This is a genomic window from Kocuria sp. KSNUG (genome assembly GCF_049532735.1).
Lineage (GTDB): Bacteria > Actinomycetota > Actinomycetes > Actinomycetales > Micrococcaceae > Kocuria > Kocuria rhizophila.
Map to the genome: position 1 here is coordinate 2,337,750 of NZ_CP150981.1, position 17,162 is coordinate 2,354,911.

The following is a 17,162-nucleotide window of genomic DNA, read 5'->3' on the forward strand; positions in this document are numbered from 1 at the left end:
GGTCCCGCGCCAGGCGAACCGGCACCCGTGCTGTGGATTCCGGGGACCGCCCGGCGGACGGCGGCCGCGACGCGCACCCTGGGAGGATGAACCGTCCACCCGTCCAGACCTCCGTCCCGGCCGCGGCGCCGAGCCCTCCCCCCGGGCCGGGGCGCGCGGCTGCGCCCCGCGTTCCGGGTACCTCCGGGTCCCCCACCACGGGCCCGCGGCCGACAGCGCGTCAGCACCCGCCGGAGCACTGCTCCCCTCCGGCGGTCGACGAGGTGCACGTCTTCGTCTCCGGTCTGGACCCCCTCGCGGCGGCCGTGTGCCTCCGGCTCGCGGAGGCCGGGGTGTGCCTTCTCAACGTCCACGACCCCTCACCCGTGTCCGTCGCGGACATCCGCCACGGTCCGTACCCCGCGGAGTCGGAGGGTCAGCCGCGCGAGCTGGTGCTGCGCCGGGAGCTGCGTCGCCGTGCCGCCCGCTGCGTGCCGCTCAGCGCCCCAGAGCTCTTCCCCTCCGCGGCCGTCCCCGCCGCCGTCGTACTGCGCGCGGGGGCCGTGGCCGGCGATCTCGTGACCGACCTCGTGGCGCCGGAGGATCCCTCGCTCGAAGGCGCCCTGACGTCTCTGCACGTCGTGACGGACGGCGCGAGCGCCGTGACGTGGCCGGCCACGGACTGGGCCCACCGCCCGTGCTGCGGGTGCCTGGTGGCGGCCGCCCGGGAGGCACGGCGTCTGGTCCGCCGCATCACGCCCGAGGGTGCAGACCCTGTCCCGCCGGGGGCCGGCTCGGCCCTGGCCGCCATCACGCGCACCGTCGTGGCGGGAGACGTCGCCGGGCGGCTGCTCGCCCTGGCCGTCACGGACGACGCCGCTGCCGCACCGTCCCCGGCCGTGGACGGTCACGAGGACCACCCGTCGGACGCGCTCGTGCTCCGCCGGGGTCTCGCTCGAGCCCGTCTGGCGCCCGACCCGGGATGTCTGTGCTCCCTCGCCTTCATCCGTGGCTGAGATCACCGCGGGGTGCCGGCCCACAGCATCCCCGCGCGACCGCAGCGCCCACACCCGGCCACGGGAGACGGAGCCGCACGCCGCTGACCGAACCGGGCCTGGTCGGCTCGGTTCGCTTCGGTTCAGTTCGAGCCGGGTCGCTTCGGTTCGGTTCGGCTTGGGCTGGCCCGGATCGTCGCACCCGCCCGCATCCGCGGACGGATTCAGACGGACTCGCGGTCCACGATCGAGGCCCCGCCGGTGGGGGGCACCGGCGGCTCCGGATCCCCCCGCACGAGCGCGGTGACCACGGCCACGATGTGCCGGGCCGTGACGTCCGCGTCGACGGCCACCATGGTGAGTGGAGGATCCGCGAGCGCGGCGGCCGCGGAGTCGTTGACTCCCACGATGCCCAGGTCCCGGGGCGCGGCCCAGCCCAGGGCGCGCATCCCGGCCAGCACGGCGAGCGCGGCGGTGGTGTCGTGCGCGCACACCCCGGAGGCCACGGGGTCCTCGGCCCGCCAGGCCCGCAGGACCTCGGCGGCGCCCCGGGGATCGGCCGGGACGGGGAGCAGCCGCGGATCGGGCAGACCCTGGGCCTCGCACTCGCGCCGCAGCACGGAGTAGCGCAGCTGGGAGACGCCGTGCATGTGGTCACGGCCGGTCACCGCGTACCCCAGGTGCTCGTGGCCGGCGGCCATGAGGCGGCCGACCTGCACCCGGGCGACGTCCTCCTCGCGCGGACCCGTGATCCACCGGCCCATGCTGTCCGAGCCGGTCCAGGAGAGCACCCCGCGCACCCCGTTGCGGCGCATCCGCTCGGCGTCGTCGTCCGCGAGGTCCCACGCGAGCACGGCGGCCGGGGTCACGGAGGACCACACGTGCGTGGCGGGGCGGCGGGTCCACGCGTGGATCACCATGGACAGGCCCGCCTCCTCGAACAGCACGGACAGCCGTTCGACGATGTCGCCGATGTCCTCCGTGAGGGAGCCCGAGGGCGGCAGGTAGACCAGCACGGACGTGGAGCGCCCGCTGCTCAGCGCGCGGGCCTCGGCGGAGGGTGCGTAGGAGAGGCTGTGGGCGGCGTCGAGGACGCGACGCCGGGTCTGCTCGGAGATGGACTGCGCGGGAGTGTCGTTGAGCACGAAGCTCACGGTGGTCCGTGAGACCCCGGCGAGACGCGCCACGTCCGCGCTCGTGGCCCGCCGTGCGGGGGTGCTGCCGCCGTCCATGCTGATGTGCTCTCCCTGTGTGTCGATGCCCACATGCTAGTGGCCGGCAGGTCGGCAGCGGCCCTGTCCGGCCGGGGATGTGAGCTGTTACACTCGGCTGTCACGACACTAACGCGCGTTAGTACTCTCCCCGAGCTCCGGCCCGGTGGGCAGGAACGGGTCGCCGGGCCGGAACCGGTCGCCGGGCAGGTGCTCGACGTGCCCACCCCGAACCTGTGGTGCGGGGCCGACGCGCGGCGGCGTCGTCGCACACCACAGCACAGGCAGTTGGAGGACGGCATGAGCACGCACGAGGTCGACGTCATCATCGTCGGCGCGGGGATCTCCGGCATCGGGGCCGCGCGGGAACTGGCCGGGACGGGCCGCACCGTGGCCGTCCTGGAGGCACGGGACGAGATCGGCGGGACGTGGGACCTCTTCCGCTACCCCGGCATCCGCTCCGACTCGGACATGGCCACGTTCGGCTACCGCAGCCGCCCGTGGACCGGCGAGCGCAGCCTGGCCACGGGGGACACCATCCTGGAGTACGTCCGTGCCTCCGCTGCGGAGGCCGGCGTCCTGGAGGACATCCGGTTCGGGCAGCGTGCGCGGCGGGCCGAGTGGTCCTCCGCCACCCACACCTGGACCGTGACGCACGAGGACGTCCACACGGGCGAGGTCTCCCGGCTGCGCGGGCGGTGGCTGTTCATGGCCACCGGCTACTACCGCTACGACGAGGGCTTCACTCCGGACTGGCCCACCCTCCCCGAGTTCCGGGGCACGGTCGTCCACCCGCAGCACTGGCCCGAGGACCTGGACGTGACCGGCAAGCGTGTGGTGGTCATCGGCAGCGGCGCCACGGCCATCACCCTGGTCCCCTCGCTCGTGGACCGCGGTGCCCGGGTGAGCATGCTCCAGCGCTCCCCCTCGTACGTGGCCTCGGTGCCGGGCCGGGACGAGGCGGGCATCAGGCTGCGACGCCGCCTGCCTCCCCGCCTGGCCGGCGCGGCCAACCGCTGGCGCAACATCGCCCGCGGCATGGCGGTCTACGAGTTCAGCCGACGCCGCCCGCAGGCCATGCGCGAGCTGCTGCACCGCGGTGCGGTGAAGCACCTGGGCCCCACCTTCCCGGTGGACGAGCACTTCACGCCGGAGTACGACCCGTGGGACCAGCGGCTGTGCGCCGCGCCGGACGGGGACTTCTTCCGCGCCGTCCGCGGGGAGGACGCCGAGGTCGTGACGGACACCATCGAGCGCTTCACGCCGGACGGGATCCAGCTGGCATCCGGGCGCCACCTGGACGCGGACGTGATCGTGACCGCCACGGGCCTGAACGTGCAGTTCCTCGGGAACACGGACCTCGTGGTGGACGGCGAGACCGTGGACCCGGCGGAGCGCGTGAGCTACCGGGGCATGATGCTGGACGGGGTGCCCAACATGGCCTTCGCCATCGGCTACACGAACTCCTCGTGGACGCTGCGCGTGGACCTCGTGACCGAGTACTTCCACCGCGTGCTGGACCGCATGGACCGAGCGGGGGCGGTGGCCGTGACGCCCCGGTACTCGGGGCCGAGGACCGGGCTGCGCCCGCTCATCGACCTCGCCTCGGGGTACATCCAGCGCGGTGCGCACCTGCTCCCCCGCCAGGGTTCCGACGGTGCCTGGAACGTGCGGCAGAACTACCTGCGGGACAAGGTCCTGTTCCGCCCCGGCGCCGAGCGGGACGACCAGCTGGAGTTCACGCACGCGTCCGACGAGGTCCACGACCAGCCCGACCTGCGGCACTGGAACGGGCTGCAGTACCGGGAGACCGGTGCGGGAACCCCCGTGCTCCTGATCCACGGCATCGGCCGCAGCCTGAAGGACTGGGACGAGCAGCACGAGCTGCTGAGCGCCGGGCACCGCGTGGTGAGCGTGGACCTCCCGGGCTTCGGCGGCTCCGAGGTCCCGCCCGAGGGGATGCGGCTGGAGCACCTGGCCGAGCGGGTGGCCGGGCTCGTGGAGACCCTCGGGATGGCACCGGCGCACGTGGTCGGCAACTCGCTGGGCGGGGCCGTGGCCATGCAGCTCACCGCGGACCGCCCCGACCTCGTGCGCAGCCTCCTGCTGGTCGACTCGGCGGGCTTCGGACGCGGCGTGAGTCCCGCCCTGCGGCTCGCGAGCATCCCCGGCGTGGGCGAGCGGGCCCTTGCACCCAGCCGCAAGGGCGCCCTGCGCTCCGAGCGGGCCATGTACCACGACCCGCGCTTCGCGACCCCTGAACGGGTGGCGCACAACCACCGGCTGTCGCAGCGGCCCGGGGGTGCTGCGGCGATGCTCGAGATGCTGCGCTCCGTGGGCACGCCCGCGGGCGTCAGGAGCGGGTGGCGCGCGGCGCTGGTGCCTCGTGTGCGCGCCACGGGAGTGCCGGTGTTCATCGTGTGGGGCGACAAGGACACCGTGCTGCCCTTCCGCCACCTCGCCCGCGGCGCACAGACCCTCGGCGCGCGCACCCACCGCTTCCGGAACACGGGTCACGGACCCATGATCGAGCGCGCGGACGAGTTCGCCGCCCTGGCCTCCGACTTCTGGGCCCAGGTAAACCGCAGCTGACGACGCCGCACGGCCCGGGCGTGCTCGACGGTCAGCGCAGGCCGCGGCGTCGTGCCGGGGTGCGCGGCTCCGGCGGCAGAACGGCGTCGAGGAACCGCGAGCGCGAGCGGCTGGGGCGCCCGCCCGGCGTGCGCGAGAGCGACCACGAGAACACGAGGTGCTCCCGCGCGCGGGTGATCCCCACGTAGAGCAGGCGCCGCTCCTCGTCCATGGCGTCCGGGGTGTCCGCGAAGGAGATGGGCATGAGCCCCTCGGAGAGTCCCACCAGGAACACGGCGTCCCACTCGAGGCCCTTGGCCGAGTGCAGGGAGGCCAGGGTGACGCCGTCCACCACCGGCGCCTCCTGGGTGGCGGCGCGGCGCTCGATCTCCTGGGCGAACCCCGCGAGCGAGAGCGTCTCGCCGTCCTCCGCCGCGCGGCGGGCCATGGTGTCCGCGAGCGAGACGAGCGCGCGCAGGGACTCCCACTTGGCGCGGGTGGCGCTGTCGGAGCGCGGTGCCCGCTCGGTGTAGCCCAGGGAGCCGAGCATGTCACGCACCTGCTGGGGCACGTCCGCGCGGTCCGCGCCCGCCGTGCGCGCGGCGGAGCGGATCTGCACGATGGCCTGGCGGATCTCCGGTCGGTTGAAGAACCGCTCCGAGCCGCGCAGCTGGAAGCCGATGTTCGCGTCCGCGAGCGCCGCCTCGAAGGCCTGCGACTGGCCGTTGGTACGGAACAGGACGGCGATCTCGTGCGGGGCAACACCGTCGTCGATCAGGTCCTGGATGCGCACGGCCACGCCCGCGGCCTCGGCCTCGTCGTCCGGGTACTCGTTCCAGGCGGGTTCCGGGCCCGCGGGCCGCTGGGAGACCAGCCGCAGCGGGGTGGCCCACGTGTCCGGGGTGGAGCCGAGGGAGGGGCGGCGCGCGGCCAGCAGCCGGTTGGCGGTGTTCACCACCTGCGGGGTGGAGCGGTAGTCGCGGATCAGCTCGACCACCGAGGCCCCCGGGTAGCGCGCGGGGAAGTCCAGCAGGTGGCGGGACGTGGCGCCCGTGAAGGAGTAGATGGTCTGGGAGGCGTCCCCGACCACGCAGAGATCGTCCCGCGAGCCGAGCCACGCGTCCAGCAGCCGCTGCTGCAGGGGTGAGACGTCCTGGTACTCGTCCACCACGAAGTGCCGGTACTGGGCGTGGACCGCCGCCGCGATCCGCTCGTCCTCCTCCAGGATGCCCACGGTGATGAGCAGGACGTCCTCGAAGTCGATCAGGTGCCGGTCCGCCTTGAGGTCCTCGTAGGACTGGTAGAGCCGCTGCATGGTGCGCGCGTCCCAGCCCGCGGGCATGTCCCGCTTCTGCGCGGCCTGGACGTAGGTGTCCGGGGTGAGCATGGAGACCTTGGCCCACTCGATCTCGGCGGCCACGTCCCGGACCGTGGCCCGGTCCGTGGACAGGCGCATGGCCTGGCCCGCCTCCGTGATCAGCCGCGCCTTGTGGTTCACCAGCCCGGGCGGGGGCCCGCCGACGGCCTGCGGCCAGAAGTACTGCAGCTGGCGCAGGGCCGCGGAGTGGAAGGTCCGCGCCTGCACGCCGGGGGCGCCGAGCGCGCGCAGGCGCTGGCGCATCTCGTTGGCGGCACGCGCGGTGAAGGTCAGCGCGAGGGTCTTCTGCGGGGTGTAGACCCCCGAGGCGATGCCCCACGCGATGCGGTGGGTGATGGCCCGGGTCTTGCCGGTGCCCGCCCCCGCGCGCACGCACACCGGGCCGCGCAGCGTGGTGGCCACCACCCGCTGCTCGGGGTCCAGTCCCCCGAGGATCCGCTCCTCCGCGGTCTGCTCCCCCGCCGCGTCCGCGCTCACCAGGCCGTCTCCGGCAGCTCCTGGCCCAGCCAGCTGGCGATCAGCGCGTGGGCGATGGACACCCGGCTCGGCAGGATGAGATCACCCTGACGGGCCGCGTGGAGCAGCTGCTCGCGGGTGAACCACTGCACGTCCAGGATCTCCTCGCCGTCCGCGCGCACCGTCGCGGTGTGGGCCACCGCGCGGTAGCCCAGCATGAGAGAGCGGGGGAACGGCCACGGCTGCGATCCCTGGTACTGGACGGTGTCCACGACGACCCCGGCCTCCTCACCCACCTCCCGCACCACGGCCTGTTCCGCGGACTCACCGGGCTCCACGAATCCGGCGAACGTGGAGTAGCGGTTGCCGCTCCACAAGGACGAGCGTCCCAGCAGGATCCGCTGCCGGGCGGGGTCCGGGTGGTCGTCCACCACGGCCACGATGATTGCGGGATCGGTGCGGGGGAAGTGCAGGGACTCGTCCTCCGGGCACCGGCGGGCCCAACCCGAGCGCACCACCTCCGTGAGGGCACCGCACCGGGGGCACCGGGGGTGGTCGCGGTGCCACAGCGCGATGGCCTGGCCCGTGACCAGCAGCGCTGTCAGCTCCGGGTCCACGGTGGTGGCCAGGCTGCTCAGCCCTTGCCACTGCACGGCCTCGAACCCGGACAGCTGGGCGTGCTCCGGGAAGGTCCGCAGAACCACCCGGGTCCCGTCCCCGGTGCGGCCCAGGTACACGTCCGGCCGCGCCGGCTCCCCCGTGGCGTCCGGGACCTCGGTGAGCAGTGGCAGGAACGGCCCGTTCACCGTGGTGGGCACCTGGGACCCCCGGAGCACGAGGACCCGCGCGGAGCCCGACTGCCCGGCCGCGGCCACGAGGTCCCGGTGCTCGCGCTCCACTGCATCCCGGTCGAACGGCCGACCGGCGAAGGGCAGGTCCTCGGGGCCGAGCTGCGGCGCGGGCGGGGTGGCAGGGTCCTGGGATGAGATCACCGCACCACTGTAGACCCGGCCCCGGACACCCACACGGGCCGTGTGGACAGCCCCCGCCAAGGGCTCGGGCGGTAGGGTGGACGGGGTGAGAACGACCCCCGAATTGCTAGCCGCCATTGCCGCCGCAGCCGTGCCCGGAGTGGCCCCCGTGGCCACCGGTCCTTCTCCCGACGACGCCGCGGACTTCCGGTCCTGCGTGGTCCAGGACGCCGCCGGGAAGCGCTGGCGCGTCCGCAGTCCCCTGACCACCGAGGCGAGCATGCGCCTGGAGACCGAGCACCTGGTGCTGCAGGCCTTCACGCCCTCCATCCGCTCCCACCTGCCGTTCCACCTGCCCTCCGTGGCCGGCTCCGTGGCCCGGGGAGAGCTGCGGACGTTCGTCTACTCGCACCTGCCCGGCTCCACGCTCAGCCTGCCGGAGCTGCAGCGGCAGAACACCCACCCCGAGCCGCCCCTGCACGCCCCGTCCCCGAGTGCCACGCCGCGAGCGCCGATCGCCGTGCAGATCGGCCGGGCCCTGGGTGCGCTGCACTCGCTGCCCCGCGCACTCGTGATGGACGCGGACCTGCCCGCCTACAGCGCCGAGCAGTGCCGCAAGCGCATGCTCCACGACCTCGACCGCGCCGCCACGACCGGTCAGATCCCCGGCCAGCTGCTGCGTCGCTGGGAGGAGGCCATGGAGGACACGACCCTGTGGCAGTTCTCCACCCGTGTGGTGCACGGGGACCTGCACGAGGACAACATCACGGTGGACCACGGTTCCCTGGCCTCCTTCACCGGGTGGAGCGACCTGCACGTGGGGGATCCCGCCGAGGACTTCTCGTGGCTCGTGGGCATGAGCGACGCCACGTTCGCGGACACCGTGCTGGAGGCCTACTCCGTGGCCGCCGTCCAGCCGCCCGACCGCCACCTGCTGCGCCGAGCGCACCTCAAGGCCGAGTTCGCACTGGCCGAGTGGCTGGTGCGCGGCGTGGACCGGGACATCCCGTCCATGGTGGACAACGCGCGCCGGATGCTGGACACGCTCGCGCGCGACGTCCGCGCGAGCGAGTCCCCCTCCCCGGGAGTCCCCGGCCCGGTCGACGAACCCGTCCCGTCCGGGGCCGGCTCGAGCGCCCTGGACTCGCCGCAGACCGGCATGCATGCACCCACCGACGAGACCGGGCCCGCAGAGGAAGCCACCGGTGAAGGGACCACCGGCGCGGAGGCCACCACCGAGGAGGCCATGAGCGACACGGCCTCGAGCGAGGAGGCCTCTGAGGTGGAGGGCTCAGCCCACGGTCACGGGGACTCGGACGACCCGTCCGCCGAGGGCGCTGCCCCCCGACGGTAGAGGGACGCCACGATGCGCTCGAGCTGTGCCTCGTCCGCGAGGTCGTGGGGGCGCACCACACGGTCCTCGGCCACGTAGTAGAACGCCGCCGAGACCCGTTCCACCGGGACGCCCTGCCAGCGCGCGAACGCGAGCCGGTAGAGGGCCAGCTGGCCGGACTTCTGCCGCAGGTCCCGGCCGTGCGGCACCCGCCCGGTCTTCCAGTCCACGAGTTCCCATCCGTCCTGGGTGCTGAACACGGCGTCGATGCGACCCCGCACCGTGAGCGAACCCACGGGGGTCTCCACCGGCAGCTCGATCGCGAAGGGCTGCAGCGTGGCCCACGGACTCGCCCGGAACGTCTCCGTCAGTCGCGGAAGGTCGAGGTCCTCGTCCACGTGGTCGTCCGCACCGGGCAGCTCGTCCAGGTCGAAGATGGCGGCGTCCCCGTAGAAGTTCTCCACCCACGTGTGGAACGCAGTCCCCGCCCGGGCCGCTGATCCCGGTTTCCGGGGCATCGGCCGGCGCAGCCCACTGATGAACCCCTCGGGATCGCTGTCCATGGCCACGAGCGCGGACGCCGAAACGTGCGAGGGCATGTGCACCGTGCGCGGACGGTCGGGGTCGGCGCGTCGCGCGAGGAGCAGCTCGGCCTCGTGCCGCCACCGCCGCACGGTGGCGCCCTCGGGGCCAGAGGCAAGCTCCTCTTGCGAGAGCTCGCGCAGCTCCGGGAAGCCGCCCTCCCGCACGGCCCGCGCGGCCGCCTCCGCCCGAGCGCGACGGCCCGCGTGGGCCGGTGGCAGAACTGTTTCGGTCAATCTGCCGTCCGCGTCTCGTGACGTGCGGGTGATCGTGGGGCCCTCCAGGGGGTCGTAGGGCCACAGGGCGCTGACCCGGGTGTCGAGCTGGGGGTTGCCGTCCGCCTCTGAGCCGTCGGCCCACGGCCCTTCTTCGAGCCCCGGGGTGGCGGCCTCCGCCATGTCCCGGGCCTCCTGCAGGAACGGCGAGGCCGCCTTGGACTTCTTGCCGGTGCCGCGGTACACCGAACCGGAGAGTTCCAGCAGCGTCTTGGCCCGGGTGAAGGCCACGTAGGCGAGGCGGCGTTCCTCCCCCAGGTCGTGCTCGGCCACGTCCTCGGTGAACTCCGCGAACGACGCCTCGAGTTCCCGCACGTCGTCCACCCGCGGTGCCCATTCGGGCAGCTGCGACGCGTCGCCGCGCAGCGGCCAGGGAAGCTTGGCGGCATCCCCCGTCCACGCGGAGGAGTTCTTGGAGGGGAAGTCGTCCTGGTTCAGTCCCGGAACGTAGACGTGGTCCCACTCCAGGCCCTTGGACGCGTGCACCGTGAGCAGCTGGACGGCGTCGTGCCGGGTGTGGGAGGGCGGCAGGTCCAGCCCGTTCTCCTCCCGGGACGCGGCCTCGAGCCAGGCGAGGAACGCCGCGACGTCGTGGGTGCGCGTGGTGGCCGAGAACTGCACCGCCTGGTCCGTGAAGGCGTCCAGGTTGCGCCGCGCGGTCGCGGGGTCCTCCCCGGGCAGCGCGGCCAGCTCGATGTCCAGCCCGAGCACCGTCTCGACCTCGTGGATCACGGTGGTCAGCTCGTCCCCGAGCACCTCCCGCAGGGCCTTGACGTCCGCCAGCAGTGACCGGAGCCGATGCATGCCGTCGGGGGTGATGCTGCGGCCCCGCGAGGACACCCAGCCGTCACGCGGGAGAGTCTCGAGGGCCTCGATCAGGCTGGAGCCGTCCACGGCATCGGCCATCACCACGTCGGCGGCGACCTCGCCCGTGGGGGTGTCCCGGGTTCCCGGGGCCTCGGACTCTGAATAGGTGGGCTGCTCGCCCCGCGCGGCACGTTCGTGCCGCCGTTCCAGCTCGGCCGCCCAGTCCCCCAGCGCGGCGAGGTCCCGCGCGCCGAGACGCCAGCGCGCCCCCGCGAGCAGCCGGGCCAGGGCGTCCGAACGGCCCGGGTCCGTGAGCACGTGCAGCATGGCCACCACGTCGCTGACCTCCGGGGTGTGCAGCAGCCCGCCCAGCCCCACGACCTCGTACGGGATGTCGAGGGCCTCGAGCTCCAGCCTGAGGGGCTCGAACTGCGCCCTGCGGCGGCACAGCACGGCCATGGTGGGCATCTCCTCGAGAGTCTGGCCCTCGTGGGCGGCCCGCTGCTCGTGGATGAGCCCAGCGGTGGCCTGGGCCTCCTCCGTGTCCGTGAGGTAGCGGCTCACCCGCACGCGACCGCGGACCGCTCCGGGGGCGGGGTCCAGCGGCGGCACGTCCACGGACGCGGCGGACCGGCTCCAGGACGGTGCCGTGCGCAGCGGTGCGGCGACGGCGTTGGCCACGTCCAGGACGGACAGGCTGTTGCGCCACGCGGTGGTGAGGAAGCTCGTGGGGGCGTACTGGGAGTGACCGTCCGCCCCGCGGAGCGGGAAGTTCTCCACGAAACTGAACAGCTGCCCGGACGAGGCTCCGCGGAAGCCGTAGATGGACTGTTGCGGATCGCCCACGGCCATGACGCAGTGCCCGTCCCCGTAGAGACCGGAGAACAGCGCCAGCTGCGCGTGCGAGGTGTCCTGGAACTCGTCCAGCAGCACGACCTTGAAGCGGTCTCGCTCCACGGTGCGCGCGTGGGGGTCCACCCGGACGATGCGTGCCGCGAGGGAGAGCAGGTCGCCGTAGTCCAGCGCCGACTCCTGACGCTTGACCGCGTGGAAGCGTTCCACCAGCTGCGCGAGGACGTCCGTCTGCTCCATCCGGGACAGGGCCTTCACCACCTTGTCCCCGGGGGACTTCTTGCGGCCGTCCGGCGGGACGTCCTGGCACGCCAGGCGGAAGCGCTGGACGAACTCGCGGATCCGGTGGGCGTCCACCAGGTGCTCGGAGGCCTCCGAGGACAGCGTGATGAGTCCCCCGGTCAGGGTGTCCACGGCGGGGACAGACTCGGGCAGGGGACCGTCCCAGCCGCGCACGAGGTCGCTCGCCAGCTGCCACGTCTGGGCCTGCCCGAGCAGCACGGTGTCCGACTCGATGCCCAGGCGCAGGCCGTAGCTGCGCACCAGGGAGTTCGCGTAGGAGTGGTAGGTGCTCACGGTGGGCTCCTGCACGGCCCCCGGAGCGTCCTCGTCCTCCTCGGGCTCGGTGAGCAGGCCCGTGCTGCGCAGCATGCGGAGCTTCTTCGCGATGCGCTGCGAGAGTTCTCCGGCGGCCTTCCGGGTGAAGGTGACGCCCAGGATCTCCTCGGGTTGCACCAGCCCGTTGGCCACCAGCCAGGTGACGCGGTCGGACATGGTGGTGGTCTTGCCGGAGCCTGCACCGGCCACCACGAGCCGCGGCGTGAGGGGCGAGGCGATGACCTCGGCCTGCTGCTCCGTGGGCGGGTGATCCCCGAGGGCCTCGGCGATGTCCTGCGGGGAGAACCTGATGTCCTCCGGGGTGAAGTCCTGCATGGTCATTTCTCCGTCACCTGTCTGCCCTGCGCGCACAACGGGCACAACCACGGCACCGCGCACGATCTGCCGTGGCCGCCGTTCTCCTGCTCCGCGATGTGGCGGGCCTCGAACCGGGTCCCGGCCATCAGCAGCGCCGCCTGGGCGATGAGCTCCCGGGCCCACTGGTGGTCCTCGTCCAGCGGATCCTGCTGCTGGACGCCGGGCTTGGCCGTGGCGTCGCCGAGCTGGACGAGCAGCGCTCCTCCCGGCCGTGTGAGCACGGTGCCCTCGGGCAGCTCGATCCGCTCGGGGCGGTCCGTGCCGTGCAGGTCCTCGCTCTGAACGCTGTCCTGCATGGCCTGCCCGGCACCGGCCTGGAGGGCCACCTGGTAGGCGGCGAGCTGCGGGTGCTCGGGGATGTCGTCCTTGGTGGGCTTGTGCTTGCCGGTCTTCAGGTCCACCACCACGTGGCGGCCGTGGGCGTCCACCTCCAAGCGGTCCACCCGCCCCGTCAGCAGTGCGTCCCGCGCCGAGTTCCGCACGAGGACCTGGAAACTCCCCTCCACCGCGACCAGCTCCCGCTCGTGCTGCGTGCGCATCTCCCGGGCGTACTGCGCGAACTTCCGCAGCATGGTCTCGGCGCGTTCGAGCTCCCGCGCACCGGTCCATCCCTCTGGCATCCCGAGGGAGGGCCACCGGCGACGCAGCTCCGCGATCAGCTCCACGGCGTCCGCGTCCGGCATGTGCTCGGCGATGTCGTGCACGAGCGTGCCCAGCCCGCGCTTGAGGTCCGTGGTCTCCGTGGCGCGGGCCTCGGACACGAACCAGTCGAGGGGCGAGCGGTGCACGGTCTCGATCTTGGAGGGCGACACGCGGACGGCCTCCTCGGGGTCGAACAGCGCCTCCTCCGTGGTCAGGGGGTTCACTCCCCACCACTGATCGGGGGCGGCACCCGCCACGGGGTCCTCGGCCGTGGCGAACTCGTGGAGCAGCCGTGCGGCCGCCTCACGGTGGATCGTGGGCGCGTCCTCCGCGTGGAGGGTCCGTCGCAGGGTGCCGGTCAGCTGGCGCAGGGTGAGCGGTTCCGGAGCGTCGAGCTCCTCGACGGCGATGCCTGTGTCCTCACCGCGGCCCAGCGCCACGAGGTCCACGAACTCTGACGGCTGCTCGTCCTGGGTGGCCACCGCCGTGACGGTGAGGCTCGTGCGGGCGCGGGAGACGGCCGTGGCGAACTGCCGCAGCTCGTCGAAGCGCACCTGGCGCAGCCGGTCCACGGCGCCGAGCCGGGTGGCCTGTTCGGGGCCGTGGTCCAGCGCGTCCGTGAGGACCTCCGTGCCGAGCAGCTGCCCACGCAGGGCGGTGTTGGGCCACACCCCCTGCTGAACTCCGGCCACGACCACGTGCGCCCACTCCCGCCCCGCGGCTCCGGCGGGGGTGGTGACGGACACGTTGTCCTCCGCGGGTGCCCTGGCCGCGAGGGTGTCCATGGGCAGCTCCTGGTGGTCCATGTAGTCCATGAACGCCCGGGCGGTGGCCCCGGGAACCTGGTCCACGAAGCGCTCGGCGGCCTCGAACAGCCCGACCACCGCGTCCAGGTCCCGGTCCGCCCGCACGGACTCCGCTCCCCCGGCCAGCGCACGACGCCGCCAGCGCGGCCCCACACCCGAGGCCTCCCACAGCGCCCACAGCACGGACTCCGCGGTGGCACCGGGTGCGTCCAGTGCGGCCTGGCCTGCCTCGAGCATGTCGGCGACCCGGGCGGCGGCGTCGGAGCGGACCTCGGCGAGCTCCAGGAGGAGTCCGTCCCCGAGGGCCTGGACGAGGAGGTCGTCGCTCGTGCGCCCCCCGCCCGTGCGCAGCTCGTAGCCGCGCAGCCGCTGCCGGATGCGGCGCACCTCCATGGGGGACGCGCCGCCGATCCGCGAGGTCAGCAGCGAGACCGCCGTGGCGGCGGTGAGCACGGTGCGCGGGCTGGGCTGCTCGTCGCGGACGGCTGTGTCCTCGTCCGGGGTCTCCCCGTCCAGGGTCTGGTCCGTGCGTTCCGCTGGTGAGTCGTCCGTCGCCTCGGACGGCGACGTGCCGGCGGCCTGGTCCTGGCCGCCGGACAGCTCCTGCGCCGCCAGGAGGAGCCGGAGGGCGTCCAGCAGGGGGATCACCGAGGGTTCGTCCCGCAACGGCGTCTCCGCGGCGGACGTGGTGGTGGGCACCCCCAGGGACGAGAGCTGCCGGGTGAGCGCGGACAGCTGCGGGCCGCTGCGCACGATCACCGCCATGTCCCGGTAGGGGACGCCGTGCAGCACGTGGAGCCGCAGGAAGTGGTCCGCGCACCAGCGCGACTGGGCCGTGGGCGACTCGAAGGTGGCCACCCGCCCCCCGCCCGGCGCGAGCGCGGGTTCGGCGCCCCCGGGACGGGCCACGGATGCGGTGAGTCCGGTGGTGTGCTCATGCGGGTGGTCAGCGGGGGGATCGGCAGTGGGTTCGGCAGAGGGTTCGGCGTCCGAGCCGGCCGGCGCTCCCGGTGCTCTGTCGATGCGCGCTCCCGCGACCACGGGAACGGCCCGCGCCACACGCTGCCAGGCCTCGTTGACGGCACGGGACATGCGGTGGCTCGTGCGCAGGTGCAGGCGCTGGACCGGGCGAGCGGGTGTTCCCACACGGTCCTCCAGGGTGCGCAGCGCCTCGGGGCGTGCCCCGCGGAAGCCCTGCACGGTGGTGTCCGGATTGGCAGTGAACACCGCGTCCTGACCGCGGCACAGCACACCGATCAGCCGGTGCACGGAGCGGGTGGCCTCCTGCAGGTCGTCCACCATGACCACGTCCAGGCGCTGCTGCTCCCGCGCGAGGAACTCGGGGTTCTCCTCGAGGACACGGGCGGCCCGGTCCACCAGTTCGGAGGGGTCGAAGACGTTGGGCATGCGCAGCGCCCGGACCTGTTGGTACTCGGTGCGGAACGCGGCCGCGGTGCGCCACTCCGGGTGGCCGAGGGGCTCGGCCCATGCGACGAGCTGCTCGGGTTCCACGCGGTACTCGTTCATGCGGTCGAACAGCTCCCGCAGCTGACCGCGGAATCCCCGCGTGCCGAGCGCGTCCTGGAGGTCCGCGGGCCACACCACGGAGCCACCGAGACCAGCGGCGTGACCGCGCATCATGTCCGCGAGGAACGCATCCTGTTCCGGCCCGGACAGCAGCACGGGGGGGAGGTCGATGCCCGGCATGAGCCCCTCCGACTGCGCGCGCCGCAGGACGTCGAAGGCGTAGGCCTGCCAGGCCCGCACCAGCGGGGTGCTGATGGTGGCCGCGGCCCGGCGGCTCACGAGGTCCCGCAGCGTGGCCGCGGACTCGCGTGAGGGAGTCAGCACGAGGATCCGCTGGGGGTCCGTGCCCGCGGCGATCCGGCGCGCCACCCCCTCGACGACCACGGTGCTGCGCCCCGTACCGGGGGCTCCGATCACCAGGACGGGGCCGTGCCCGGCCGGCAGGTCCACCACCGTCCGCTGCGCGGGGTCCAGCTCCACAGGCGCCTGGTCGGTGTCCGTGCCGCGGGGCGGGAGGACACGCCAGGAGGCTTCTCGCTGCGTTCGCATGGGCTCATCCCACCATGCGCCTCCGACACGCATAAGGGCGCGGGTCACACCCAGTACCGTGGTGCCATGTCCTCCCCGAACCACTCCGACGACGCCGCCCAGCCCGCCCTTTTCGACGCCCCGGAACCGCCCGCCGGGCCGGGTACCGCCGCGCGCGCCGAACCCGTGCCCGAGCAGCCCTCGCTCTTCGATCCGGTCCCCGGAACCGCCGAGGTGCCCCGCGACGGATCGACCGGGCCGGCGTCACAGGGGGCGGGATCAACCGGGTCGGGGTCGACAGGGCCGGGTGCGGCCCCCGCATCCTCGGAGACGCCCACGTCCTCGGAGACCGTGACGCGAGCGGCACCGGCTCCGCGGCGGACCGTTCCTGACGCCTCTCCCACCGGGGCCCAAGTGCCGGGCTCCGCGAACGGCGGGGCCACGACCGGCGAGGTCACGAACGGTGCCGCCGCGGGCGGCGTCGTGGCGCCCGACGCCCCGTGGCACCAGGGCCCCCGCGTGTGCTTCGACCTGGAGACCACCGGGCGCGACCCCCAGGAGGCGCGCATCGTGACGGCCTCCGTGGTGCTGGTCTCCCCCGCGGGAGAGGTTCAGCAGGAGTGGGAGTGGCTCGCCGATCCGGGCATCGAGATCCCGGAGGAGGCCGCGGCCGTCCACGGGGTCAGCACGGAACGGGCTCGCGCGGAGGGCCGCCCGGCGGCCGAGGTCACGGCCGAGCTGGGCGAGGTCCTGGCCGGGTTCTGGCGTACCGGGGTCCCCGTGCTGGCGTTCAACGCCGCGTACGACCTCACGGTGCTCACGCGCGAGGCCGAGCGCCACGGCCTGCCCGCCCCCGAGCCGTTCCCCGTGCTGGACCCGTTCGTGCTCAACAAGCAGGTGCACCGCTACCGGCGCGGCAAGCGCACCCTGGGCTCACTGTGCGAGGAGTACGGCGTGGTGCTCGACGCCGCCCACACCTCCGCAGCGGACGCCCTGGCCACCGAGCGGCTCGCCGCAGCCCTGGCCGAGCGCTTCGCGGAACTCCGGCAGCCCGCCACCGCGCTGCACGAGGCGCAGATCGGGTGGGCCGCCGAACAGGCCGCGTCCCTGCAGGAGTACTTCCGCCGCAAGGACCCCGCCGCGGTCGTGGACGGCACGTGGCCCGTCCACCCACGCCCGTAGCCGTTCCCGCCCGCGGCCGGCCGCGGAGCGTCATGCCGGGCAGCATGCCCCGCCCAGGACGACGCCGCAGGGTCGCCCTGGCACGGAGCTCC

Annotated in this window: 9 protein-coding genes; 4 read left to right on the top strand and 5 right to left on the bottom strand. The window is 73.8% G+C overall.

Annotation, left to right across the window (positions count from 1 at the left end; genetic code table 11):
- Positions 1 to 263: 263 nt before the first annotated feature.
- Positions 264 to 995 (top strand): hypothetical protein, encoded by a 732-nt coding sequence (locus tag AABM36_RS10205; protein WP_019309440.1) that lies wholly within the window; start codon positions 264 to 266, stop codon positions 993 to 995.
- 203 nt (positions 996 to 1,198) lie between these two features.
- Here AABM36_RS10205 and AABM36_RS10210 read toward each other — a convergent pair whose 3' ends face one another.
- Positions 1,199 to 2,206, bottom strand: coding sequence for a LacI family DNA-binding transcriptional regulator (locus AABM36_RS10210; RefSeq protein WP_289929050.1), 1,008 nt, complete (start codon positions 2,204 to 2,206; stop codon positions 1,199 to 1,201).
- 279 nt (positions 2,207 to 2,485) lie between these two features.
- On the opposite strand from AABM36_RS10210, the gene AABM36_RS10215 reads away from it, so the two are divergent.
- The gene (locus tag AABM36_RS10215) at positions 2,486 to 4,777 is read left to right on the top strand and encodes an alpha/beta fold hydrolase (RefSeq protein WP_423446041.1); all 2,292 of its coding nucleotides are present in this window, start codon (positions 2,486 to 2,488) and stop codon (positions 4,775 to 4,777) included.
- Positions 4,778 to 4,808: 31 nt separating this feature from the next.
- On the opposite strand, the gene AABM36_RS10220 is transcribed toward AABM36_RS10215, so the two are convergent.
- Together AABM36_RS10220 and nudC are read right to left on the bottom strand one after the other, a co-directional pair.
- The gene (locus AABM36_RS10220; RefSeq protein ID WP_423447938.1) at positions 4,809 to 6,614 is read right to left on the bottom strand and encodes an ATP-dependent helicase; all 1,806 of its coding nucleotides are present in this window, start codon (positions 6,612 to 6,614) and stop codon (positions 4,809 to 4,811) included.
- Entirely contained in the window at positions 6,608 to 7,582 is a 975-nt protein-coding gene (gene nudC, locus AABM36_RS10225; RefSeq protein ID WP_423446043.1) for an NAD(+) diphosphatase, read from the bottom strand. The genes AABM36_RS10220 and nudC overlap by 7 nt, the downstream gene beginning before the upstream one ends.
- Before the next feature lie 85 nt (positions 7,583 to 7,667).
- Here nudC and AABM36_RS10230 point away from each other — a divergent pair, with 85 nt between their 5' ends.
- Positions 7,668 to 8,915 carry a macrolide 2'-phosphotransferase gene (locus AABM36_RS10230; RefSeq protein ID WP_423446045.1) on the top strand — a complete coding sequence of 416 codons (1,248 nt, stop codon included), beginning with the start codon at positions 7,668 to 7,670 and terminating at the stop codon, positions 8,913 to 8,915.
- Here AABM36_RS10230 and AABM36_RS10235 read toward each other — a convergent pair.
- Together AABM36_RS10235 and AABM36_RS10240 are read right to left on the bottom strand one after the other, a co-directional pair.
- Complete coding sequence (locus AABM36_RS10235; protein ID WP_423446047.1) at positions 8,864 to 12,349, bottom strand: ATP-dependent helicase; 3,486 nt, start codon at positions 12,347 to 12,349, stop codon at positions 8,864 to 8,866. The genes AABM36_RS10230 and AABM36_RS10235 overlap by 52 nt on opposite strands.
- Positions 12,346 to 15,909 (bottom strand): PD-(D/E)XK nuclease family protein, encoded by a 3,564-nt coding sequence (locus tag AABM36_RS10240; RefSeq protein WP_423446049.1) that lies wholly within the window; start codon positions 15,907 to 15,909, stop codon positions 12,346 to 12,348. Before AABM36_RS10240 ends, AABM36_RS10235 begins: the two co-directional genes overlap by 4 nt.
- 462 nt (positions 15,910 to 16,371) lie before the next feature.
- Here AABM36_RS10240 and AABM36_RS10245 point away from each other — a divergent pair, with 462 nt between their 5' ends.
- Positions 16,372 to 17,070, top strand: a complete 699-nt coding sequence (locus AABM36_RS10245; RefSeq protein WP_423447940.1) for a 3'-5' exonuclease — start codon at positions 16,372 to 16,374, stop codon at positions 17,068 to 17,070.
- The last annotated feature ends 92 nt before the right edge of the window (positions 17,071 to 17,162 follow it).

What these genes read in the sequence shown, in the direction of transcription:
- AABM36_RS10215 (WP_423446041.1), top strand. Translation starts at nt 2,486, where the DNA reads ATGAGCACGCACGAGGTCGACGTCATCATCGTCGGCGCGGGGATCTCC.
- AABM36_RS10240 (WP_423446049.1), bottom strand. Translation starts at nt 15,909, where the DNA reads ATGCGAACGCAGCGAGAAGCCTCCTGGCGTGTCCTCCCGCCCCGCGGC.
- AABM36_RS10210 (WP_289929050.1), bottom strand. Translation starts at nt 2,206, where the DNA reads ATGGACGGCGGCAGCACCCCCGCACGGCGGGCCACGAGCGCGGACGTG.
- AABM36_RS10235 (WP_423446047.1), bottom strand. Translation starts at nt 12,349, where the DNA reads ATGACCATGCAGGACTTCACCCCGGAGGACATCAGGTTCTCCCCGCAG.